Origin of the sequence: Microbulbifer donghaiensis, assembly GCF_900129095.1 — a bacterium.
Taxonomy (GTDB): domain Bacteria; phylum Pseudomonadota; class Gammaproteobacteria; order Pseudomonadales; family Cellvibrionaceae; genus Microbulbifer; species Microbulbifer donghaiensis.
Genome location: NZ_FQVA01000008.1, coordinates 12,207 through 31,382 on the forward strand (window position 1 = coordinate 12,207; position 19,176 = coordinate 31,382).

General features: G+C 56.3%; 33 protein-coding genes. 30 read left to right on the forward strand and 3 right to left on the reverse strand.

All coding sequences use genetic code 11. The features are described from left to right. Positions 1–654: 654 nt before the first annotated feature. Positions 655–984, reverse strand: a complete 330-nt coding sequence (locus BUC36_RS17140; protein ID WP_073277487.1) for a hypothetical protein — start codon at positions 982–984, stop codon at positions 655–657. Between the two features lie 175 nt (positions 985–1,159). Further along, positions 1,160–1,636: an aminoacyl-tRNA deacylase gene (locus tag BUC36_RS17145; RefSeq protein WP_073277490.1), complete on the reverse strand. Its 477-nt coding sequence runs from the start codon at positions 1,634–1,636 to the stop codon at positions 1,160–1,162. Positions 1,637–1,836: 200 nt separating this feature from the next. Here BUC36_RS17145 and rpsJ point away from each other — a divergent pair, with 200 nt between their 5' ends. The 30 genes from rpsJ (at position 1,837) to BUC36_RS17295 (ending at position 17,191) form a co-directional block, all read left to right on the forward strand. After that, positions 1,837–2,148, forward strand: a complete 312-nt coding sequence (gene rpsJ / locus BUC36_RS17150; protein WP_010133849.1) for a 30S ribosomal protein S10 — start codon at positions 1,837–1,839, stop codon at positions 2,146–2,148. 110 nt (positions 2,149–2,258) lie between these two features. Next, entirely contained in the window at positions 2,259–2,894 is a 636-nt protein-coding gene (gene rplC, locus BUC36_RS17155; protein ID WP_073277492.1) for a 50S ribosomal protein L3, read from the forward strand. An 18-nt stretch (positions 2,895–2,912) separates the two neighbouring features. Continuing rightward, a complete protein-coding gene (gene rplD / locus BUC36_RS17160) occupies positions 2,913–3,527 on the forward strand; it encodes a 50S ribosomal protein L4 (RefSeq protein WP_073277494.1) in 615 nt (204 codons plus the stop codon). Further along, the gene (gene rplW / locus BUC36_RS17165) at positions 3,524–3,820 is read left to right on the forward strand and encodes a 50S ribosomal protein L23 (protein ID WP_073277496.1); all 297 of its coding nucleotides are present in this window, start codon (positions 3,524–3,526) and stop codon (positions 3,818–3,820) included. Before rplD ends, rplW begins: the two co-directional genes overlap by 4 nt. 14 nt (positions 3,821–3,834) lie before the next feature. After that, positions 3,835–4,659 carry a 50S ribosomal protein L2 gene (rplB, locus tag BUC36_RS17170; RefSeq protein WP_073277498.1) on the forward strand — a complete coding sequence of 275 codons (825 nt, stop codon included), beginning with the start codon at positions 3,835–3,837 and terminating at the stop codon, positions 4,657–4,659. Positions 4,660–4,696: 37 nt separating this feature from the next. Beyond that, positions 4,697–4,975: a 30S ribosomal protein S19 gene (gene rpsS / locus BUC36_RS17175; RefSeq protein ID WP_020411388.1), complete on the forward strand. Its 279-nt coding sequence runs from the start codon at positions 4,697–4,699 to the stop codon at positions 4,973–4,975. Positions 4,976–4,990: 15 nt separating this feature from the next. Further along, positions 4,991–5,323 (forward strand): 50S ribosomal protein L22, encoded by a 333-nt coding sequence (gene rplV, locus BUC36_RS17180; protein ID WP_073277500.1) that lies wholly within the window; start codon positions 4,991–4,993, stop codon positions 5,321–5,323. A gap of 19 nt (positions 5,324–5,342) precedes the next feature. Beyond that, positions 5,343–6,023: a 30S ribosomal protein S3 gene (rpsC, locus tag BUC36_RS17185; protein ID WP_073277502.1), complete on the forward strand. Its 681-nt coding sequence runs from the start codon at positions 5,343–5,345 to the stop codon at positions 6,021–6,023. 11 nt (positions 6,024–6,034) lie between these two features. Next, positions 6,035–6,448, forward strand: a complete 414-nt coding sequence (rplP, locus tag BUC36_RS17190; protein ID WP_073277504.1) for a 50S ribosomal protein L16 — start codon at positions 6,035–6,037, stop codon at positions 6,446–6,448. Beyond that, positions 6,448–6,639, forward strand: a complete 192-nt coding sequence (rpmC, locus tag BUC36_RS17195) for a 50S ribosomal protein L29 (RefSeq protein WP_069946927.1) — start codon at positions 6,448–6,450, stop codon at positions 6,637–6,639. Before rplP ends, rpmC begins: the two co-directional genes overlap by 1 nt. 2 nt (positions 6,640–6,641) lie before the next feature. Further along, a complete protein-coding gene (gene rpsQ / locus BUC36_RS17200) occupies positions 6,642–6,905 on the forward strand; it encodes a 30S ribosomal protein S17 (RefSeq protein WP_073277506.1) in 264 nt (87 codons plus the stop codon). A 34-nt stretch (positions 6,906–6,939) separates the two neighbouring features. Next, positions 6,940–7,308 carry a 50S ribosomal protein L14 gene (gene rplN, locus BUC36_RS17205; RefSeq protein WP_067151032.1) on the forward strand — a complete coding sequence of 123 codons (369 nt, stop codon included), beginning with the start codon at positions 6,940–6,942 and terminating at the stop codon, positions 7,306–7,308. A gap of 23 nt (positions 7,309–7,331) precedes the next feature. After that, complete coding sequence (rplX, locus tag BUC36_RS17210; protein WP_073277508.1) at positions 7,332–7,643, forward strand: 50S ribosomal protein L24; 312 nt, start codon at positions 7,332–7,334, stop codon at positions 7,641–7,643. Between the two features lie 31 nt (positions 7,644–7,674). Next, positions 7,675–8,214, forward strand: coding sequence for a 50S ribosomal protein L5 (gene rplE, locus BUC36_RS17215; RefSeq protein ID WP_073277511.1), 540 nt, complete (start codon positions 7,675–7,677; stop codon positions 8,212–8,214). A gap of 9 nt (positions 8,215–8,223) precedes the next feature. Further along, entirely contained in the window at positions 8,224–8,529 is a 306-nt protein-coding gene (gene rpsN, locus BUC36_RS17220) for a 30S ribosomal protein S14 (RefSeq protein WP_073277513.1), read from the forward strand. Positions 8,530–8,555: 26 nt separating this feature from the next. Then, on the forward strand, positions 8,556–8,948 hold the full coding sequence (gene rpsH / locus BUC36_RS17225; RefSeq protein ID WP_073277515.1) for a 30S ribosomal protein S8: 393 nt from the start codon (positions 8,556–8,558) through the stop codon (positions 8,946–8,948). 12 nt (positions 8,949–8,960) lie between these two features. Beyond that, positions 8,961–9,494, forward strand: a complete 534-nt coding sequence (rplF, locus tag BUC36_RS17230) for a 50S ribosomal protein L6 (RefSeq protein ID WP_073277517.1) — start codon at positions 8,961–8,963, stop codon at positions 9,492–9,494. A gap of 13 nt (positions 9,495–9,507) precedes the next feature. After that, complete coding sequence (gene rplR / locus BUC36_RS17235) at positions 9,508–9,858, forward strand: 50S ribosomal protein L18 (protein ID WP_073277519.1); 351 nt, start codon at positions 9,508–9,510, stop codon at positions 9,856–9,858. Between the two features lie 10 nt (positions 9,859–9,868). Next, complete coding sequence (rpsE, locus tag BUC36_RS17240) at positions 9,869–10,375, forward strand: 30S ribosomal protein S5 (protein WP_073277521.1); 507 nt, start codon at positions 9,869–9,871, stop codon at positions 10,373–10,375. A gap of 38 nt (positions 10,376–10,413) precedes the next feature. Then, positions 10,414–10,599 (forward strand): 50S ribosomal protein L30, encoded by a 186-nt coding sequence (rpmD, locus tag BUC36_RS17245; protein ID WP_073277523.1) that lies wholly within the window; start codon positions 10,414–10,416, stop codon positions 10,597–10,599. Position 10,600: 1 nt separating this feature from the next. After that, positions 10,601–11,035 carry a 50S ribosomal protein L15 gene (gene rplO, locus BUC36_RS17250; RefSeq protein WP_073277525.1) on the forward strand — a complete coding sequence of 145 codons (435 nt, stop codon included), beginning with the start codon at positions 10,601–10,603 and terminating at the stop codon, positions 11,033–11,035. 11 nt (positions 11,036–11,046) lie between these two features. Continuing rightward, positions 11,047–12,393, forward strand: coding sequence for a preprotein translocase subunit SecY (gene secY / locus BUC36_RS17255; RefSeq protein ID WP_073277527.1), 1,347 nt, complete (start codon positions 11,047–11,049; stop codon positions 12,391–12,393). 41 nt (positions 12,394–12,434) lie between these two features. Beyond that, on the forward strand, positions 12,435–12,551 hold the full coding sequence (gene rpmJ / locus BUC36_RS17260; protein WP_010133825.1) for a 50S ribosomal protein L36: 117 nt from the start codon (positions 12,435–12,437) through the stop codon (positions 12,549–12,551). A gap of 408 nt (positions 12,552–12,959) precedes the next feature. Continuing rightward, positions 12,960–13,316 (forward strand): 30S ribosomal protein S13, encoded by a 357-nt coding sequence (gene rpsM / locus BUC36_RS17265; protein ID WP_073277529.1) that lies wholly within the window; start codon positions 12,960–12,962, stop codon positions 13,314–13,316. 85 nt (positions 13,317–13,401) lie between these two features. Next, complete coding sequence (gene rpsK, locus BUC36_RS17270) at positions 13,402–13,791, forward strand: 30S ribosomal protein S11 (RefSeq protein ID WP_020411406.1); 390 nt, start codon at positions 13,402–13,404, stop codon at positions 13,789–13,791. 15 nt (positions 13,792–13,806) lie between these two features. Continuing rightward, positions 13,807–14,427 carry a 30S ribosomal protein S4 gene (rpsD, locus tag BUC36_RS17275; protein WP_073277531.1) on the forward strand — a complete coding sequence of 207 codons (621 nt, stop codon included), beginning with the start codon at positions 13,807–13,809 and terminating at the stop codon, positions 14,425–14,427. A gap of 44 nt (positions 14,428–14,471) precedes the next feature. Further along, the gene (locus BUC36_RS17280) at positions 14,472–15,476 is read left to right on the forward strand and encodes a DNA-directed RNA polymerase subunit alpha (protein WP_073277533.1); all 1,005 of its coding nucleotides are present in this window, start codon (positions 14,472–14,474) and stop codon (positions 15,474–15,476) included. A gap of 139 nt (positions 15,477–15,615) precedes the next feature. Next, on the forward strand, positions 15,616–16,008 hold the full coding sequence (gene rplQ / locus BUC36_RS17285; RefSeq protein ID WP_073277535.1) for a 50S ribosomal protein L17: 393 nt from the start codon (positions 15,616–15,618) through the stop codon (positions 16,006–16,008). An 82-nt stretch (positions 16,009–16,090) separates the two neighbouring features. Next, positions 16,091–16,339, forward strand: a complete 249-nt coding sequence (locus tag BUC36_RS17290; protein ID WP_073277537.1) for a DUF1315 family protein — start codon at positions 16,091–16,093, stop codon at positions 16,337–16,339. Positions 16,340–16,579: 240 nt separating this feature from the next. Next, positions 16,580–17,191, forward strand: coding sequence for a hypothetical protein (locus BUC36_RS17295; protein WP_143187035.1), 612 nt, complete (start codon positions 16,580–16,582; stop codon positions 17,189–17,191). Between the two features lie 47 nt (positions 17,192–17,238). On the opposite strand, the gene BUC36_RS17300 is transcribed toward BUC36_RS17295, so the two are convergent. Beyond that, complete coding sequence (locus tag BUC36_RS17300; protein WP_073277541.1) at positions 17,239–18,693, reverse strand: pectin acetylesterase-family hydrolase; 1,455 nt, start codon at positions 18,691–18,693, stop codon at positions 17,239–17,241. Positions 18,694–19,176 lie beyond the last annotated feature (483 nt).

A 19,176-nucleotide genomic window follows, 5' to 3' on the forward strand; every position in this document is an offset into this window, starting at 1 on the left:
CGCAGCGGAAACGCTGCGGCTTTTTTTGTGCTTGAAATTTTTATTTGGTCAGTTTGCTGGCGAGGCTCGCGGTTTGAAATGGTCTCGGCATGGCAGGGTAATCCTCGTGGTTGCGCGCGAATGTAACCCGGGTTTGTGGTGGGCGTGAGAGTTCTGGCTCATCCGGTAACTGGCTCTGTGCCTGACCTGCTCCCTCAATAGTCAATGCGGCTACCGGCGGCGCAACGCTGCCTGGCCGGCTTGGTAGATGTGACCGGCAGCCTGTTAGTCGGCGGCAATATGTCTTTCGTGGTCGACGACAACACCCTGACCATTGTTGGGGGGGGCTGCTGGATATTGCCGGTGGCCTCGAGAGTTCTCTGATAGAGGCGCATCAGTGTGGGCGGCTGGGTTTGTGGCGCCTGTAGCAGCGCAATACCGTTCAGAGCGAGTCGCTGTCGTCGAAGCGCAGGTGTTGGGCGATCCGGCGGTGTTGGGCGGGCCCCCGTCTGAGCCGCGCGGCGTGCGCTTCACCGCTCCGAGCTGTTGATGTAGGGGGTGCTACGGGAAGTCGTCATCCGCACCCTGTCCTGGGCGTATGAGCCTGGCCGAGGCATTGGAAGTTGCGGTACCGGAGCAGGAAGATCGGGTCTTTTATGCCCGTTTCAGTTACCGCTATTGATGGCGCGGGGAGAAGGCGCTGCTGGAGAGGTTTTCGGGCTCGGCCAGAATCTCGAAATGCCCGTGGTCATCGCGGCGATTCTGAAGTGCAAACAGCATAAAAAACGTAGCGGGCGCCATACAGATACAGGTCAGTGCGGCCGCAGGCGCGGCGACCGGGTGGGCCTGTACCAGTTTGGCGGCAGTGGAATTGATGTGCTGTAGATTGTCGTAGACCCAGAAGAAACCACAGAATAAGGCAAACACCATCGCTGCGGTGATCAGCAAGGCGAAAAGCATCAACAGGTTGTCGAAGTTTTCATTGTCTGACGGCTTGTAGGCCATATCGATCCACCCTGATCCCCGCAGGGATGGTCAGATTATTTTTGCAGAGTACCAGCGAGTATAGACTACGCTTTCCGCTGGCACTGAAACATGCCCCTCTCTGCCAACTGTCGGGGGATGGATCCGGCGCGGCTCCAGTCCCTGGAGCCTCCCTTTATTCCATTAATGCATTAATTTACGGCCAGTCTTTGCTCAGGTCACAGCTGCGGCTGCCGGAAAACAGGCGCGTGAACCGCGAGCCATCCATTTCCACCAGCTCCTCGTGGTCGCCGGCTTCGAAGTAGACGGTATCGCAGCGGCTCAGGCTGCTATCCAGTAGTGTGGCAATGCCATACGCCTGCCCGAGCGGGGGCAGGGCGCCCAGTTCGCAGTCGGGGAAGACTCGTCCCAGTTCGTCTTCCGTTACCATTTCCAGATGATTGCGGCCTGTCTCTTCGTGCACTGCACGCATGTCCAGGCTGCTGCTGGCCGGGATCACCGCCATTACGTACCCTTCATCGTCTTTCAGCAGGATGGCCTTTGCCACCTGGTCCTCGCGGACATGAGCAGCGTGGGCGCTTTCCCTGCTGGTATGGCTGTGCGGATGCTGGATTAGCTGGTAATCGACCGATTGGTCGCGCAAATACTGACTCACTCTTGCGGCAATAGTCATGTCACTACCCTCGTTCGGCTGCCGATACCCAATTGTAGTTTGCGAAAGGGCAAATTCGCGCCAGCGGCTCCCCGCGAAAACTAAGCGGATAAGCCGGTTGACAGGCCCTTGCTCCGACCGTAGAATTCGCGCTCCTTTTCGCCCGCCCTCGGGGCTGTGTAAAAGGACGTTCTTTAGTTATTAAGTTGGAGTTTGATTCCATGCAGGGTCAACGCATCCGAATTCGCCTGAAGGCGTTCGATCACAAGCTGATCGACGCGTCTACCCAGGAGATCGTCGAGACGGCCAAGCGCACTGGCGCGCAGGTTCGCGGTCCCATCCCGCTGCCGACTCGCAAAGAGAAGTACACCGTGCTGATTTCTCCGCACGTCAACAAAGACGCGCGCGACCAGTACGAGATCCGTACTCACAAGCGTTTGCTGGACATCGTTGAGCCCACCGAGAAAACCGTCGACGCGCTGATGAAGCTCGATCTGGCGGCTGGTGTTGAGGTTCAGATTAGTCTCGGCTAACACTTTAAATTAACTACCGAATCCCGGGCGAAAAAGGTCCGGGTAGTGTAACGCTCTGAAACTGGGCGGCCGCAGTGGGTTAAAGCCCCGTGCACTGAGAGGTTGAAAAGATGACTATAGGTATTGTCGGCCGCAAGAGCGGCATGACTCGCATCTTCACCGAAGATGGCGCTTCTATTCCGGTTACCGTTATTGAGGTAGCTCCGAACCGCGTCACCCAGGTGAAAACTGTGGAAACCGACGGCTATGCAGCGGTTCAGGTAACCGTGGGCACCCGTAAGGCTTCCCGTGTCTCCAAGCCCCAAGCGGGCCACTTCGCCAAGGCCAATGTAGAGGCTGGCTCTAATCTCTTCGAACTGCGTACTGACGGTTCCGACGAGACTTTCGAAATTGGTTCTGAGATCACTGTTTCCGGCTTTGAAGCTGGTCAGATGATCGACGTAACCGGCACTTCCAAAGGTAAAGGTTTCCAGGGTGGCGTTAAGCGCTGGAATTTCCGTACCCAGGATGCAACCCACGGTAACTCCCTGTCTCACCGCGCTCCCGGTTCTATCGGTCAGTGCCAGACTCCTGGTCGAGTGTGGAAGGGCAAGAAGATGGCCGGTCACATGGGTGCTGAGCGCGTAACCGTGCAGAATCTGGAAGTGGTTCGTGTCGACGCCGAACGCAATCTGCTGCTGGTTAAGGGTGCCGTTCCTGGTGCGCCGGGTGGCAGCGTTATCGTTCGTCCGGCAGTAAAAGCCTAAGTCTGAGGGGAAATAGATATGGAACTGAATATCGCTACTCCCGAAGGCGCTAAAGGCACTGTAGCTGTCTCTGAAGTGACTTTCGGTCGTGAATTCAACCAGGACCTGGTTCACCAGGCCGTTGTCGCCTACATGGCTGGCGCTCGTCAGGGTACCAAGGCGCAGAAGAATCGCGCTGACGTTTCCGGCGGCGGCAAGAAGCCTTGGCGTCAAAAGGGTACTGGCCGCGCTCGCGCCGGTACTATCCGCAGCCCGCTGTGGCGTTCCGGTGGTGTGACTTTCGCCGCTGAACCGCGCGATCACAGCGTCAAGCTGAACAAGAAGATGTACCGCGCTGCTCTGCGCTGCATTCTGTCTGAGCTGGCCCGTCAGGAGCGTTTGGTCGTGGTTGAGTCCTTCGATGTGGACGCGCCGAAAACCAAGCAGCTGGTGAGCAAGTTGGCTCAGTTCGATCTGTCCAACGCGTTGATCGTGACCGAAGAGGTGAGCGAAAACCTCTACCTGGCCGCGCGCAACCTGCACAAGATCGACGTTCGCGACGTACAGGGCATCGATCCGGTAAGCCTGATTCGCTTTGACAAGGTCGTGGTTACCGTTTCTGCGCTCAAGAAAATTGAAGAGGTGCTGGGATGAACCAAGAGCGACTCTACAAAGTACTGCTGGGCCCGGTAATTTCCGAAAAGGCTGCTGTGTTGGCGGACTCCGCCAATCAGGTGGTTTTCAAGGTTACCACCGATGCCGATAAAGCCGAGATCAAGGCCGCGGTCGAGAAGTTGTTCAACGTTTCTGTTGAGCAGGTTCGCACCGTGAACGTGAAAGGCAAAACCAAGCGTACCCGCTTCGGCGTTGGCCGTCGCAACGACTGGAAAAAAGCCTACGTTCGCCTGGCCGAAGGCAGCGACATCAACTTTGAAGCTGCTGAGTAAAGGGGACAGTTACAATGGCTATTGTAAAGACAAAACCTACCTCTGCCGGCCGTCGCCACCTGGTCAAGGTTGTTAACTCTGACCTGCACAAGGGTGCGCCTTACGCGCCTCTGGTAGAGAGCAAAAGCAAAAGCGGTGGTCGCAACAATGCTGGCCGCATCACCACTCGTCATATCGGTGGTGGTCACAAGCAGCACTACCGCGTAGTCGACTTCAAGCGCAACAAGGACGGTATCCCGGCCAAGGTTGAGCGCCTGGAGTACGACCCGAACCGCAGCGCGCACATCGCCCTCGTTTGCTATGCAGACGGCGAGCGTCGCTACATCATCGCGCCGAAAGGTCTGAAGGCGGGCGCTACCGTGCAGTCCGGCGATGCCGCTCCGATTGTTGTGGGCAACACTTTGCCGCTGCGCAACATTCCGGTGGGTTCCGTGATTCACGGTATAGAGCTGAAGCCGGGCAAAGGCGCTCAGCTGGCTCGTTCTGCCGGTGCCTCCGTACAGCTGGTAGCTCGCGAAGGTCAGTATGCGACCATTCGCCTGCGCTCCGGTGAGATGCGTAAGGTCCTGTCCGAGTGCCGCGCCACCCTGGGTGAAGTGAGCAACTCTGAGCACAGCCTGCGCAAGCTGGGTAAAGCTGGTGCCAAGCGCTGGCGCGGTGTTCGCCCGACCGTTCGCGGTGTGGCGATGAACCCGGTGGATCACCCGCACGGTGGTGGTGAAGGTCGTACCTCTGGTGGCCGTCACCCGGTAACTCCGTGGGGTATTCCCACCAAGGGTAAGAAAACGCGCAAGAACAAGCGCACCGATAAGATGATTGTACGTCGTCGCGGCAAATAAGCCGCGCGATGTCTGAGCAGCTAGAGAGGAATCGACAGTGCCACGCTCATTAAAGAAAGGTCCCTTTATTGATCTGCATCTGATCAAGAAGGTGGAGGCGGCGATTGAAGCCAATGATCGTCGACCGATTAAAACCTGGTCCCGCCGTTCCATGATTATGCCGGAAATGGTTGGACTGACGATTGCCGTGCACAACGGTCGTCAACACGTGCCCGTGCTGGTCAACGAAGAAATGGTTGGCCACAAGCTGGGCGAGTTCGCCGCTACCCGCACTTACCGCGGCCACGCTGCGGATAAGAAAGCGAAGAAGCGCTAAGCCGAGGTTATAACGATGGAAGTAGCAGCAAAATTACGCGGCGCTCGTCTGTCGGCGCAAAAGGCGCGACTGGTAGCTGATCAGATTCGCGGCAAAGGCGTTGAGGAAGCCCTGGATATTCTGGCATTCAGTAATAAAAAGGGTGCGGCGGTCGTCAAGAAGGTTCTGGAGTCGGCCATCGCCAACGCCGAGCACAACGAAGGTGCTGACGTTGACGAGCTGAAGGTTTCCACCATTTTCGTGGATGAAGGTATGACCATGAAGCGCATCAAACCGCGCGCCAAGGGTCGTGCTGACCGCATTTTCAAGCGTACTTGTCACATCACTGTGAAAGTGGCCGAGAAATAAGAGAGCAGGCGAGAAAACCATGGGACAAAAAGTACATCCTACCGGCATTCGTCTGGGTATCGTTAAAAAGCATACCTCTGTTTGGTATGCCGGCAGTGACGAGTACGCAGACAAGCTGTACACGGATCTGAAAGTTCGCGAATACATTCGCAAGAAACTGGCCCACGCTTCCGTGAGCCGCATCGAGATCGAACGTCCGGCAAACACCGCTCGTGTGACCATTCACACTGCGCGTCCGGGCATCGTGATCGGTAAGAAAGGTGAAGACGTAGAGCGTCTGCGCAACGAAGTTAGCGCGCAGATGGGCGTACCGGTGCACATCGATATCGAAGAAGTGCGCAAGCCGGACATGGACGCCGCTCTGGTAGCCCAGAACGTCGCCCAGCAGCTGGAACGCCGTGTAATGTTCCGTCGCGCGATGAAGCGCGCCGTACAGAACGCCATGCGTCAGGGTGCCGAAGGTATCAAGATTCAGGTTAGTGGCCGTCTCGGCGGTGCGGAAATCGCCCGTACCGAGTGGTATCGCGAAGGTCGTGTGCCGCTGCACACCCTGCGTGCGAATATCGACTACGCCACACATGAAGCGATGACCACTTACGGCATCATCGGTATCAAAGTCTGGATCTTCAAAGGTGAAGTCATCGGTGATGAAATTCCCGATGAGAAGCCGGCGAAGACCCGCAAGAAAGCTGCTAAATAAGGGGTACGCAAATGTTGCAACCAAAGCGTACAAAATTCCGCAAGGTACAGAAGGGTCGCAACCGCGGTCTTTCTCAGCGCGGCTCTAAAGTGAGCTTTGGCGAGTTCGGCTTGAAAGCCATCGGTCGCGGTCGCATTACTGCCCGTCAGATCGAAGCGGCTCGTCGCGCAATGACTCGTCACGTTAAGCGTGGCGGTAAGATCTGGATTCGCGTGTTTCCGGACAAGCCCATTACCAACAAGCCCCTCGAAGTACGGATGGGTAAAGGTAAAGGTGGCGTTGAATACTGGGTGGCTCAGATCCAGCCGGGCAAGGTCCTCTACGAAATGGAGGGTGTGTCCGAAGATCTGGCTCGCGAGGCTTTCGAGCTCGCCGCGGCCAAGCTGCCTGTAAAGACAACTTTCGTTAAGCGTTCGGTGATGTAATGAAGACTGCAGATCTACGCGAAAAGTCAGTTGAAGAGCTGAACCAGGAATTGCTGAATCAGCTCGAGGCTCAGTTTAAGCTTCGGATGCAAAAGTCCACCGGTCAGCTGACTCAGACTCATCTGCTGAAGCAGACTCGTCGCGACATTGCTCGCATTAAGACTGTGTTGACCGAGAAGGCAGGTAATTAATCATGGCTGAAGCAAAACTGAAGCGTACTCTGACCGGTAAGGTTGTGAGTGACAAGATGGATAAAACCATCACCGTTTTGATCGAGCGCCGTGTTAAGCACCCGATCTACGGCAAAATTGTGAGCAAGTCCACCAAGCTCAAGGCACATGATGAGAACAATGAGTGCAGCATCGGTGATGTTGTAACCATCGAAGAGTCTCGTCCGCTGTCCAAGAGCAAATCCTGGGCTTTGCAGAAAATTGTAGAGCGTGCGGCGAAGGTTTAACCCCTAGCGCATTGAAGAGTTTCGGAGAGAGACGATGATTCAAGCGGAATCCTACTTAGAAGTAGCTGACAACAGTGGGGCTCGCCGTGTCATGTGCATTAAGGTGCTGGGCGGCTCCCATCGTCGTTACGCCGGCGTGGGCGACATTATCAAGGTGACCGTTAAGGAAGCCATCCCCCGCGGTAAAGTGAAGAAGGGTCAGGTAATGAACGCTGTTGTGGTTCGCACCAAAAAAGGTGTGCGCCGTGCAGACGGATCCCTGATCAAATTTGACGATAACGCAGCGGTACTGCTGAACCAGCAACTGGCGCCGGTCGGCACCCGTATTTTTGGCCCGGTAACTCGCGAGCTGCGCGGTGAGAAGTTCATGAAGATCATCTCGCTGGCACCGGAAGTTATCTAAGCCTGAAGCGGAGAAATAGAGTTATGCGCAAGATCAAGCGTGACGACGAAGTGATCGTTATCGCCGGTCGCGACAAGGGCAAGCGCGGTACTGTACGCAAAGTACTGAACGACGGTCGCCTGATTGTTGCCGGTGTACAGATGATCAAAAAACACCAGAAGCCAAACCCCCAGCTGGGCGTTGCCGGTGGTATCGTTGAGAAGGAGGCTGCAATCCAGTCTTCCAACGTAGCTATCTTCAACCCCAACACCCAAAAGGCTGACCGGGTAGGCTTTAAAGTACTGGAAGACGGCACTAAGATTCGCGTCTTCAAATCCAGCGGCGAAGCCATCTAAGGCTTTAGGCGCAGAAGCAGGTTGGTAGATCATGGCAAAGCTTAAAGAGCTCTACACGAAAGAACTCGCGCCCAAGCTGAAAGAAGAGCTGGGGCTCGACAATGTGATGGCAGTGCCGCGCATCACTAAGATCACCATCAACATGGGTGTTGGTGAGGCGATTGCTGACAAGAAGGTGCTGGAGCACGCTGTCAGTGATATGACGGCAATTACTGGTCAAAAACCCATCGTGACTAAGGCGCGCAAGTCTATTGCGGGCTTTAAGATTCGTGACGGTTGGCCGATTGGCTGCAAGGTGACTCTGCGCGGTGAGCGCATGTATGAATTCCTGGAGCGTCTGGTCGACATCGCGATCCCGCGTATCCGCGACTTCCGTGGCGTCAGCCCGAAGCAGTTCGACGGCCGCGGCAACTTCTCTATGGGTGTGACTGAGCAAATCATCTTCCCGGAAATTGATTACGACAAAGTAGACAAGCTCCGCGGTCTGGATATTTGTATTACCACTACAGCGGCTAACGACGACCAAGGTCGCGCGCTGCTGAAAGCGTTTAACTTCCCTTTCAAGGGTTAAGAGGATTCCATGGCGAAGAAATCCATGATTGCGCGTGAGAAAAAGCGCGCTCGAACCGCAGCTAAGTACGCCGAAAAGCGTCAAGAGCTGAAGGCGATCATCGCCAGTACCACTGCTTCTGAAGAAGAGCAGTGGGAGGCTCAACTCAAGCTGCAGAAACTGCCGCGCGATGCAAGCCCGGTACGTCAGCAACGCCGCTGTCGTATCACTGGTCGCCCCCACGCTGTCTACCGCAAGTTCGGCCTGTGCCGTAACAAGCTGCGCGAAGCGGCAATGCGTGGTGATGTTCCCGGTCTGGTTAAGTCCAGCTGGTAAAAGGCAGACTTGAGGAGTCTTAATAAATGAGTATGCAAGATCCGTTGGCAGATATGCTGACTCGCATCCGCAATGCCCTGGCGCGCGGAAAGGCCGAAGTCACTCTGCCTTCATCAAAACTGAAAGTGGCTGTAGCTAACGTGCTGAAAGACGAAGGCTACATCACTGACGTCAACGTAAGCGAAAGCGCCAAGCCGGAGCTGACCATTGCCCTGAAATACTTCCAGGGCAAGCCGGTTATCGCCGAGCTGGATCGCGTATCCCGTCCGGGCCTGCGCGCTTACACTGGCAAGAAAGCTCTGCCGACCGTCCGTGGTGGCCTGGGTATCGCGATCGTTTCCACCTCCAAGGGTGTGATGACTGATCGCGCTGCGCGTCAGGCCGGTGTCGGTGGCGAAGTGCTCTGCACCGTATTCTAAGCGGGGGTCGATATGTCTCGAGTAGCAAATAGTCCAGTTGCAATTCCCGCGGGCGTTACCATTGACCTGAAAGGTCAGGACATCGCTGTAAAAGGCGGTAACGGTAACCTGAACATGGTTATTCACAGCGATGTAGAAGTGAGCCAGGCAGACAGCCAGCTGACTTTCGTTGCGCGCAATAACTCCAAGCAGGCCAAGGCGCTGGCAGGTACTACCCGCGCTCTGGTCAACAACATGGTGGTAGGTGTCAGCCAGGGCTTCGAGCGTAAGCTGCAGCTGTTGGGTGTTGGTTACCGCGCTAAGGCGTCCGGTAAGACTGTAAACCTGACCCTGGGCTTCTCCCACCCGATCGATTATCAGCTGCCGGAAGGTGTGACTGCGGAAACTCCGACCCAGACTGAAATCGTACTGAAGAGCAGCAACAAGCAGTTGCTGGGCCAAGTGGCCGCCGAGATCCGCGCTTTCCGTCCGCCGGAGCCCTACAAAGGTAAGGGTGTCCGTTACGCCGACGAGCGCGTGTATCGCAAAGAGGCCAAGAAGAAGTAAATAGGGCATAGATATGAACGTTAAGAAAGCATCTCGCTTGCGTCGTGCACGTCGTGCCCGCGCCAAGATCCGCGAGCTCGGCGCCGTTCGCCTGACCGTGAACCGTACGCCGCGTCACATTTACGCACAGATCCTGTCTGCCGATAGCAACAAGGTACTGGCTTCTGCCTCTACCCTGGATAAGGACCTGCGCTCCGGTAAAACCGGTAACGTCGATGCCGCTAAGGCGGTTGGCACCCTGATCGCCGAGCGCGCCAAGGCTGCCGGTGTTGAACAAGTTGCCTTCGATCGCAGCGGTTTCAAATACCACGGCCGCGTTAAGGCGCTGGCTGACGCTGCTCGCGAAGCCGGTCTGAAATTCTAAGGGTTGAGTTATGGCTAGAGAGAAAGACAAAAGCAACGACGAAGGCCTGCAGGAAAAGCTGGTCCAGGTCAATCGCGTTGCCAAGACTGTTAAAGGTGGTCGTATCTTCGCCTTTACCGCACTGACCGTAGTTGGCGACGGCAATGGCCGCGTTGGCTTCGGTCGCGGCAAGGCACGTGAAGTGCCGGTTGCCATCCAGAAGGCGATGGAAGCTGCGCGTCGCAACATGATCCAGGTCGATCTGAACGGTGACACCATTCAGTACGCGACCAACGGTCGTCACGGCGGCTCCAAGGTTTACATGCAGCCCGCTTCCCAGGGTACCGGTGTTATCGCCGGCGGTGCCATGCGCTCCGTACTGGAAATGGCTGGCGTACACAACGTACTGGCCAAGTGCTACGGCTCCACCAATCCGGTGAACGTAGTGCGCGCAACTTTCAAGGCTCTGGATCAAATGCAGAGCCCGGAAGACGTTGCGGCCAAGCGTGGCAAATCAGTCGAAGAGATCCTGGGCTAATTGCGGCCTGGACCAAAGGTTATTAGTGGGTTAAGACCATGGCTAAGAAGACCATTAAAGTCACCCAGATCAAAAGCATTCACGGACGCCTGAAAAACCATCAGGCGTGCGTTGCCGGTCTGGGCCTGCGCCGCATCGGTCACACTGTGGAAGTGGAAGACACTCCCTCTGTGCGCGGCATGATCAACAAAGTTAACTACCTGGTTAAGGTTGAGGGGGAATAAGATGCGTTTGAACGAACTGTCTCCCGCAGAAGGCCACAAGCACAGCGCCAAGCGCGTCGGTCGTGGTATCGGTAGCGGCCTGGGTAAAACCGGCGGCCGCGGCCACAAGGGCCAGAAGTCCCGCTCCGGCGGTTCTGTACGTCCGGGCTTCGAAGGCGGTCAGATGCCGCTGCAGAAGCGCCTGCCGAAATACGGTTTCACCGCGCGTGTATCCCGCTTTGTTGCGGAAGTACGCCTGGCGGAGCTGGCCAAGGTAGACGCTGACGTAATCGATTTGGCAGCGCTGAAGAATGCCGATATTATCGGCAACCACATTAAACGCGCCAAAGTATTCCTGTCCGGCGAGCTGACCAAAGCGGTAACCGTTAAAGGTCTGGGCGTCACCAAAGGTGCGAAAGCGGCCATCGAAGCTGCTGGCGGTAAAATAGAAGACTAATTGAGGCCCCAATGGCACGACCAGGATCCGGTGTAAATCCCCTGGGCAACAGCAAGGGATTGGGCGAGCTTTGGGCTCGCCTTCGTTTTCTGTTCCTCGCGATTCTCGTGTATCGCTTCGGAACGCATATTCCGGTGCCCGGTATAGACCCGGAAAAGCTGTCGAACCTGTTTAACCAGAACCAGGGCACGATCCTGGGGCTGTTCAACATGTTCTCAGGCGGCGCCCTGGAGCGCATGAGTATTCTGGCGTTGGGCATCATGCCCTACATTTCTGCGTCCATCATCATGCAGTTGATGGCCGCGGTGACGCCCTCTCTGGAAGCGTTGAAGAAAGAGGGGGACGCCGGACGGCGCAAGATCAACCAGTACACCCGTTACCTGACGGTGGTACTGGCCCTGATCCAGGGTATCGGCATGACGTTCGGCCTGGCTGGTCAAAACCTGGCTTATTCAGCAGAGCCGGCATTCGGTTTCTACTTCGTGGCGGTGACGTCACTGGTAACCGGTGCGGTATTCATGATGTGGCTGGGTGAGCAGATCACCGAGCGCGGCGTCGGCAACGGCATTTCGATGCTGATCTTTGCCGGCATCGTGGCGGGTCTGCCCAGTGCCATCGGTCAGGCATTCGAGCAGGCGCGCCAGGGCGAGCTGCACATCCTGCTGCTGCTGGCCATCGGTTTTGTCGCCATCGCGGTTGTGTACTTTGTGGTTGTGATGGAGCGCGGCCAGCGTCGCATCACTATCAACCATGCGCGCCGCCAGGCCGGTCGCTACTCCGCAGCCCCTGCTGCGCAGTCCAGCCACCTGCCGCTGAAGGTGAATATGGCCGGTGTTATCCCGGTGATCTTCGCCAGCAGCATCCTGCTGTTCCCGGCCACCCTGGCACAGTGGTTCGGCCAGGGCGGTGAAGGTATCGGTGCGCAGATTCTGCAGTGGATGGCACTGCAGCTGGGCCCGGGTCAGCCGCTGAACATTATTCTGTTCGCGCTGCTGATTGGTTTCTTCTGCTTCTTCTATACGGCGTTGATGTTCAACCCGAATGAAGTGGCGGATAACCTGAAAAAATCCGGCGCCTATGTGCCCGGCATCCGCCCCGGTGAGCAGACCGCACGTTACATCGATAGTGTGCTGACCCGTCTCACGCTGGTGGGTGCGTGTTACATAGCACTGGTGTCCTTGCTACCGCAGTTCCTGGTGGTAGGACTGAATATTCCCTTCTATCTGGGGGGTACTTCACTGCTGATCGTTGTTGTCGTGGTGATGGACTTTATGGCACAGGTACAATCGCACCTGCTGTCGCACCAGTACGAAGGTATGATGAAAAAAGCGAACCTGCAAAGCTACGGTCGTCGCTAGTGCGTCACCTGCTCGCAGTTTGATTGGATTGAGGTAAGGTCATGAAAGTACGCGCTTCTGTTAAAAAGATCTGCCGTAACTGCAAAATCGTACGTCGCAAGGGCGTTCTGCGGGTTATCTGCAGCGCTGAGCCTCGTCACAAGCAGCGGCAAGGGTAAGCTGCGACCGAAATGCCAGTGGCATTTCGCAGTACAGCTTACGACCGGCCATGGATGGCTGGGCCGGCGTCCGCTCCAGGGATGGCTGCTTGAGACGTCAATTGAAAGAACATGCCGGCCGTCGCGGCCCCCGCGATAGTTGGCGACACCGCAAACCCTCCCGGGAATGTGGTGGAGACTGAAGAGTCATAACTTGAAGGTCTCAATTTGGGGGCGTTGACTGTCGTCCGCATCCTCTTCGGGTTACCGGAGGGGGCGTGGGCTATTGCAATTTAGTGTCTGAAAAGCTATTCTTGCGCGCCTTTTTGGTGGCGCCGCCGGTTTTTTAGTCGCTGTCAGCGCCGAATTCAAAGCTGAGTCACACACTTATTTGTAGTAAGTGGCTCCCAATACGTGGAGTACGCCTCTATGGCACGTATTGCTGGTGTCAATGTACCAGACCACAAGCACGCCGTGATCTCCCTGACCCATATCTACGGGGTTGGTCGCACCACGGCTAAGTCTATTTTGGCAGCGGTTGGTATCGCTGAATCCACCAAAATCCGCGATCTGTCTGAAGATCAGATCGAATCCATCCGCGGTGAAGTTGCTAAGCACACCGTAGAGGGCGATCTGCGCCGTGAAGTATCCATGAACATCAAACGCCTGATGGACCTGGGTTGCTTCCGCGGTCTGCGCCATCGTCGCAGCCTGCCGCTCCGCGGCCAGCGCACCAAGACCAATGCCCGCACCCGTAAGGGTCCGCGCAAGCCGATTCGTAAGTAAGTCCCAGGACTGAAACGCAAATCGCGGTTTAAGAAGCCCGACCTCTCATCGAGGCGGGATTTGATACAGGATTTAGGATACTGGTATGGCTAAGCCAAAAACTACTGTTCGCAAGAAGGTCAAAAAGACCGTTGTCGACGGTATTGCCCACATCCACGCATCGTTTAACAACACGATCGTCACGATCACTGATCGTCAGGGTAATACCCTCAGCTGGGCCACCGCGGGTGGTTCCGGTTTCCGTGGTTCTCGTAAGAGCACCCCGTTTGCAGCCCAGGTTGCCGCCGAGCGCGCAGGCACTGCCGCTCAGGAATACGGCCTGAAAAACCTTGACGTAGAAGTGAAGGGCCCTGGCCCCGGCCGCGAATCTGCTGTTCGCGCGCTGAACAACTGCGGCTACAAGATCACCAACATCACCGACGTGACGCCGATCCCGCATAATGGTTGTCGTCCGCCCAAGAAACGTCGCGTGTAAGAGGGGGCTGACAAAATGGCACGTTATATTGGACCGAAATGTAAGCTTTCCCGTCGGGAAGGTACCGATCTGCAGCTGAAGAGCGGTGTACGTCCGCACGACTCCAAATGTCGCGCGGAATCCAAGCCCGGTCAGCACGGCGCCGGCCGCGGCCGCCTGTCTGACTACGGCGTTCAGCTGCGTGAAAAACAGAAGGTTCGCCGCATCTACGGCGTACTGGAGAAGCAGTTCCGCAACTACTACAAGGAAGCGGCGCGTCTGAAGGGCGCCACTGGTGAAAACCTGCTGCAACTGCTGGAAAAGCGCCTGGACAACGTGGTTTACCGCATGGGCTTCGGCTCTACCCGCGCTGAAGCGCGTCAGCTGGTTTCCCACAAGGCGATCCTGGTGAATGGCAGCGCTGTAAACATCCCCTCTTACCAAGTGAAAGAAGGCGATGTGATCGCAGTGCGCGAAAAAGCCAAGAAGCAGCTGCGTATCCAGAATTCCGTTTCCCTCTCCGCCGCACGCGGCGATGTCGAGTGGGTAGACGTAAACGCGAGCAAGCTGGAAGGCACTTTCAAGCGCGTTCCGGATCGCGTGGATCTGCCGGCAGAGATCAACGAAAACCTTATCGTGGAACTTTACTCCAAGTAAGACTTGGTCCACTTTAAGGAATCCAACTGTAAACAGGTATGGCTATGCAGACTGCTGTCAACGAGTTTTTGACACCGCGTCGTATTGACGTCACCGAGTACAACCCGAACCACGCCAAAGTGGTTCTGGAGCCCCTGGAGCGTGGTTTCGGCCACACTCTCGGCAATGCGCTGCGCCGCATCCTGCTGTCCTCCATGCCGGGCTGCGCCGTCACCGAAGTCGAGATTGACGGTGTTGAGCACGAGTACAGCGCGATCGAAGGTGTGCAGGAAGATGTAATTGAAATCCTGCTCAACCTGAAGGAAATCGCCGTGGTCATGCACGGCAAAGATCAGGCGGTACTGAGCCTGAGCAAGAAGGGCCCGGGAGCGGTGACCGCTGGAGATATCCAGGTCGATCACGATATCGAGATCGTTAATCCCGAACACGTGATCGCCAATATCACCGGCGACGTCGAACTCAGCCTGCGTCTGACTGTGGCGCGCGGCCGTGGCTACCAGCCCGCCGACGCCCGTCGTGACGAAGAGGAAGAGACCCGTTCGATCGGCCGTCTGCAGCTGGACGCTTCTTACAGCCCGGTTCGTCGCGTTTCCTACAGCGTAGAAGCCGCGCGTGTTGAGCAGCGTACCGACCTGGACAAGCTGGTACTGGACCTGGAGACCAACGGTACTCTGGATCCGGAAGAGGCGATTCGCCGTGCCGCCACTATCCTGCAGCAGCAGCTGGCAGTGTTTGTGGACCTGGAAGGCGAGAAGGAGTCCCAGCCCAAGGCTGAGGAGCCGGAAGTTGACCCGGTGCTGCTGCGCCCGGTAGACGATCTGGAGTTGACCGTACGTTCGGCCAACTGTCTGAAGGCAGAGAACATCTACTATATCGGTGACCTGATTCAGCGCACCGAAGTAGAGCTGCTGAAGACCCCGAACCTGGGTAAGAAATCCCTGACCGAAATCAAGGATGTTCTGGCTTCCCGTGGTCTGTCCCTGGGCATGCGCCTCGAGAACTGGCCGCCGGCCAGCCTCAAGGGCGACAGCAAGCTGAGCCCCCTGTAAACAGTTTTGGTAGGCGCGGCCTCTGGCCGCGTAGTAGAAAGAACCCGAGCGGTGCCACGGCTTAGTGCGCGACACCGCTCATGAACGACTTGCTTAGACAGCGTCCGTTGTTAGCAAAAACGTCGTAAGGAATTGAGTCATGCGTCATCGCTATAGTGGCCGTAAATTCAGCCGTACCAGCGCTCACCGCAAGGCCATGTTCAAGAACATGAGCGCTTCTCTGGTAGAGCACGAACTGATTAAAACTACTCTGGCCAAAGCCAAAGAGCTGCGTCGCGTCGCCGAGCCGCTGATCACTCTGTCCAAGAAGGACACTGTGGCCAATCGTCGTCTGGCCTTCGCCCGTATCCGTGACAAGGATGCAGTGAAGAAGCTGTTTGAAGAGCTGGGTCCGCGTTACGAAGCGCGTCCGGGTGGTTACATCCGTATCCTGAAGTGCGGTTACCGCGCCGGCGACAAGGCCCCGATGGCCTACGTTGAGCTGGTGGATCGCCCTCAGGCTGACGACGCTGCAGAAGCCGCCGAGGCGTAAGCCGGCGATTACTCAGCGCAAAGGAAGGCCGGTCAGTGACCGGCCTTTTTTGTATGCTTCGTTGCAGGTGAGGTAATACCCCATGTCCTTTGAACAACTGCTCGATAACCTGAACCCGCAGATCGTCGGCAGCCTCAAGCGCGCCATCGAACTGGGTAAGTGGCCAAATGGCGTTACCCTGACGGAGCAGCAGCGCAATCTGTGTGCCGAAGCGGTGGCCAATTGGGAGCATCGCAACCTGCCAGCAGAGGCGCAGGTGGGCTATGTGCCGCCCAAGAAGACCCCCTGCGCGGATAAGGGCGACGAAGAGCAGCAGCTCAACTGGGTCTGATTTCCTCCCCTCGCTCACACACAGCGACAATTCTCCCTCTCGCCGCCTGACCCCTCTGAGCGGCCTGAAAAGGCGCGCATATCTACGCTGGCTTGCTTCCAAGCCATTCACCCGCCGGGAAATCTCTGCTTACATGGGTTGCGCGCTAGAGGCGCAGCCGCCTGTAACAGCACTCGGAATAAAACTATGCGAAGCGGAGCTCGAATATTCTTGGGGGGGACAGCACTGTCGACACTCATAGTGCTCGGAATCCTGTATGTGCCGGGGCCCGGTGAGTCCGCTGGTCGCGGCGAGGATGTCGGGCCGGAACTGAAACAGGAATTGGAAAGCGAACGCAGCCCTGAAGCTTTCGCCGAACAACTCGCCGCGGCTGACATTAGCAGTGATGAAGTGGCCCGCCTCCTCGATGATCCTCGAGTGCAAAGCTATTTGCAGCGTGAAAAAGACAAACAAGAGATTCGGAATTATTTTTCAGGTGCTAGTGACGCGCTTTCGGATACAGAAGTCTGGGATCTCATCGAGTCGATCGAACGTGAAGGGCGGATTCTGGCTTACGAAGCGCTGGCGCTAAAGCTGGCGTGGCTGGAGCGTAACAGTGTCGACAGGGCCGAGTTTGACGCATCATCACGGGCGTTGCTGGCGTCATATGGCGAGAAGGCCAGGCAAAACGCGGCAGACTACAACCCCTACGAGCAGGTGCCCGGATTTGCCGAGTACAAGGAGATGGAGCGGCGAATAGTGCGGGAGGTGCAACAGATGACAACGTTTCCCGACGGTCTAAACAGGCACGAATACCTGCGCAAACGGTTACTGAAAGCGCGGGAAGCCGCTTACGGACCCCGAGATGGGTGAAAAGCGCGGCTGGAGCCGCGCTTTTTTTTGCACATTAGGGGCGAGGCCTAGAGTAGCCCTCCCACCAGATCGTAAAACCAGTTGTGATTATTTTCGTAGTCTGAAACCTGATCCGACTCATGGGCGCGGATCATGGCGCCACCCTGGTAGTTGACGATATTGTCCAGGAAGTCCTTCAGTACGAGACCGTGTTCGGCAATCTCGCCGTATTCGAGATCGAGAATGGTTGTGCAGTGGCTCTCGTTGAAATCCCGGTACGTCGGGAAATAGTAACCCCAATTACTGGTCTGCTCGAGCAGCGGGATCAGGTTGTTGTGGGTGTCGTGCTGCCATTTCTGCCGCAACTTATTCAGCCGTGAGCTCGCATCGGGATCGTTGTAGATATCCTCGTGGAAGCGCTCATAGGAGTAAGATGAAAAGTTTCCATCGGCGAGAAAGTGGGTGATGCCGAGTCGATCACCCGGGAACTTGCCAGACAAGGCAGCGTAAATAGACGCGAGTTCATTCTTGTGAAACCCTGGGGTAATGCTGGCAAGCATGTTGATCGGGTTTTCTTCCGCATCACTGCCTCCGGGAATGAACGTGGTCCAGGAGCTCAGTACTTCGTTGTGCAGTGGTGCCGATGGATAGGCAGCGTCATCACTGCTATCCAGTGGTGCGCGGTAGAGGGGGCCCGAGTCGTCGATCAGATAGCCGTAATCCACGTTCATGTCGCCGCGGAGTTTGGAATAATTCAACAGTGCACCGATGCTGCCGGCACTACAGCCTGCGGCCACCATCTGCTTCGGTTGTTGTAAATTATTCTTCACCCAGGAAGTGACCGCTTGCACGTTGCGCAAGCCGTTGTGGTGCCAAACCAGGTCCGGGTTCTGGCCGCTCGGGTCTGCGTAAATCTCGGTCTTGTCGCCGACATAAATATCGCCGGTACAATAGGGGACATAGACGAGGTTCCACTCTCCGGTCTTGAACTGGTTGTAGGGATGGTGCGTGTAGATCAGTGGTGACACCGCGGCCGTGGCTAAGTTGGCGGAATTCTGGAAGTCCAGCAAATTGATGTTTTGTACGTAATCATCGGGAATGCCATTTGGGTTGCGGGCGCCGCGGATACCGGCCTGGCCGGAGCAGCTCTCGTAGTCCCAGCAGGCGCCGCCGCCCTCAAAATAGAAGATCGTGTTGCTGGTATCCGGCACCCGGTAGACAAAGAACTTGTACGGTGAACCGTTGCCACACATGGCGCCGGTGCTGGCCGGCACGTCCACTTTCTGCCAGTTATCGTAATCAGCGGGATCGAAGCCATCGTTAAAACTGGGATCGTCCACGGACAGCGGATACATGCCTTCTGTCTGCGCGGGTGTGACAGGCGCATTGGCATCGCGTGGGTTGATCAGATTGCCGAGAGTGGCCCAGAAGCCATAATCGCCGGGTTCAGCCTGTGCGCTGCCAGCCAGTAAAGACAGGCAGGTGGCGGCTACGAGGGGGATATGTCGGTGCGTTTTTATCATTATTCATTTCCCTTGGTTGGTGAAGAGTCTTCTCTCTGGACTGCGTCAAATTGATAACGCTGAGCCGTAACGCAGGGACCGACAAAATTACCCCTTTCTCGACCGATTCAATTTGGACGTCAGTCCAAATCGCTATTTGGGTAAAACGGAAAGAGCCTAGTGAATATTTTTAAAGTGGTCCAGAAAATTGATTGGGTAAAACCCCGTGGTCACCATAGACGTACCAGTCCTATTTTTAGTGCGTTGCTGTTCTGGAACTTTGTGTTTGAACTGATACTGAAGTCGCTTGCTGTTGGCAGTTTTGCGCGACGAATATCGAATTGAAAACAAGCAAGTCTGAAGTTGTTTTAATTTTATCGGTTAAGTGATTTCTGTGTTGCTGCAACTTTTTAAGCCGGGAAATTCAGCCAGAAATATCGATGATGAAAAAAGATATTATGAATAGTCGGCTCGCAGTTTTACGGTGGACTGGTGTGGTTGCCG

What these genes read in the sequence shown, in the direction of transcription:
- BUC36_RS17300 (WP_073277541.1), bottom strand. Translation starts at nt 18,693, where the DNA reads ATGATAAAAACGCACCGACATATCCCCCTCGTAGCCGCCACCTGCCTG.
- rpsH (WP_073277515.1), top strand. Translation starts at nt 8,556, where the DNA reads ATGAGTATGCAAGATCCGTTGGCAGATATGCTGACTCGCATCCGCAAT.
- rplB (WP_073277498.1), top strand. Translation starts at nt 3,835, where the DNA reads ATGGCTATTGTAAAGACAAAACCTACCTCTGCCGGCCGTCGCCACCTG.
- rpsN (WP_073277513.1), top strand. Translation starts at nt 8,224, where the DNA reads ATGGCGAAGAAATCCATGATTGCGCGTGAGAAAAAGCGCGCTCGAACC.
- rpmD (WP_073277523.1), top strand. Translation starts at nt 10,414, where the DNA reads ATGGCTAAGAAGACCATTAAAGTCACCCAGATCAAAAGCATTCACGGA.
- rplD (WP_073277494.1), top strand. Translation starts at nt 2,913, where the DNA reads ATGGAACTGAATATCGCTACTCCCGAAGGCGCTAAAGGCACTGTAGCT.
- rplQ (WP_073277535.1), top strand. Translation starts at nt 15,616, where the DNA reads ATGCGTCATCGCTATAGTGGCCGTAAATTCAGCCGTACCAGCGCTCAC.
- rpsQ (WP_073277506.1), top strand. Translation starts at nt 6,642, where the DNA reads ATGGCTGAAGCAAAACTGAAGCGTACTCTGACCGGTAAGGTTGTGAGT.
- rplX (WP_073277508.1), top strand. Translation starts at nt 7,332, where the DNA reads ATGCGCAAGATCAAGCGTGACGACGAAGTGATCGTTATCGCCGGTCGC.
- rpsE (WP_073277521.1), top strand. Translation starts at nt 9,869, where the DNA reads ATGGCTAGAGAGAAAGACAAAAGCAACGACGAAGGCCTGCAGGAAAAG.
- rpsM (WP_073277529.1), top strand. Translation starts at nt 12,960, where the DNA reads ATGGCACGTATTGCTGGTGTCAATGTACCAGACCACAAGCACGCCGTG.
- rplO (WP_073277525.1), top strand. Translation starts at nt 10,601, where the DNA reads ATGCGTTTGAACGAACTGTCTCCCGCAGAAGGCCACAAGCACAGCGCC.
- BUC36_RS17280 (WP_073277533.1), top strand. Translation starts at nt 14,472, where the DNA reads ATGCAGACTGCTGTCAACGAGTTTTTGACACCGCGTCGTATTGACGTC.
- rplE (WP_073277511.1), top strand. Translation starts at nt 7,675, where the DNA reads ATGGCAAAGCTTAAAGAGCTCTACACGAAAGAACTCGCGCCCAAGCTG.
- rplW (WP_073277496.1), top strand. Translation starts at nt 3,524, where the DNA reads ATGAACCAAGAGCGACTCTACAAAGTACTGCTGGGCCCGGTAATTTCC.
- rpsC (WP_073277502.1), top strand. Translation starts at nt 5,343, where the DNA reads ATGGGACAAAAAGTACATCCTACCGGCATTCGTCTGGGTATCGTTAAA.
- rplV (WP_073277500.1), top strand. Translation starts at nt 4,991, where the DNA reads ATGGAAGTAGCAGCAAAATTACGCGGCGCTCGTCTGTCGGCGCAAAAG.
- rpsJ (WP_010133849.1), top strand. Translation starts at nt 1,837, where the DNA reads ATGCAGGGTCAACGCATCCGAATTCGCCTGAAGGCGTTCGATCACAAG.
- BUC36_RS17145 (WP_073277490.1), bottom strand. Translation starts at nt 1,636, where the DNA reads ATGACTATTGCCGCAAGAGTGAGTCAGTATTTGCGCGACCAATCGGTC.
- rplF (WP_073277517.1), top strand. Translation starts at nt 8,961, where the DNA reads ATGTCTCGAGTAGCAAATAGTCCAGTTGCAATTCCCGCGGGCGTTACC.
- rpsK (WP_020411406.1), top strand. Translation starts at nt 13,402, where the DNA reads ATGGCTAAGCCAAAAACTACTGTTCGCAAGAAGGTCAAAAAGACCGTT.
- secY (WP_073277527.1), top strand. Translation starts at nt 11,047, where the DNA reads ATGGCACGACCAGGATCCGGTGTAAATCCCCTGGGCAACAGCAAGGGA.
- rpmC (WP_069946927.1), top strand. Translation starts at nt 6,448, where the DNA reads ATGAAGACTGCAGATCTACGCGAAAAGTCAGTTGAAGAGCTGAACCAG.
- rpsD (WP_073277531.1), top strand. Translation starts at nt 13,807, where the DNA reads ATGGCACGTTATATTGGACCGAAATGTAAGCTTTCCCGTCGGGAAGGT.
- BUC36_RS17290 (WP_073277537.1), top strand. Translation starts at nt 16,091, where the DNA reads ATGTCCTTTGAACAACTGCTCGATAACCTGAACCCGCAGATCGTCGGC.
- rplR (WP_073277519.1), top strand. Translation starts at nt 9,508, where the DNA reads ATGAACGTTAAGAAAGCATCTCGCTTGCGTCGTGCACGTCGTGCCCGC.
- BUC36_RS17140 (WP_073277487.1), bottom strand. Translation starts at nt 984, where the DNA reads ATGGCCTACAAGCCGTCAGACAATGAAAACTTCGACAACCTGTTGATG.
- rplC (WP_073277492.1), top strand. Translation starts at nt 2,259, where the DNA reads ATGACTATAGGTATTGTCGGCCGCAAGAGCGGCATGACTCGCATCTTC.
- rpmJ (WP_010133825.1), top strand. Translation starts at nt 12,435, where the DNA reads ATGAAAGTACGCGCTTCTGTTAAAAAGATCTGCCGTAACTGCAAAATC.
- rplP (WP_073277504.1), top strand. Translation starts at nt 6,035, where the DNA reads ATGTTGCAACCAAAGCGTACAAAATTCCGCAAGGTACAGAAGGGTCGC.
- rplN (WP_067151032.1), top strand. Translation starts at nt 6,940, where the DNA reads ATGATTCAAGCGGAATCCTACTTAGAAGTAGCTGACAACAGTGGGGCT.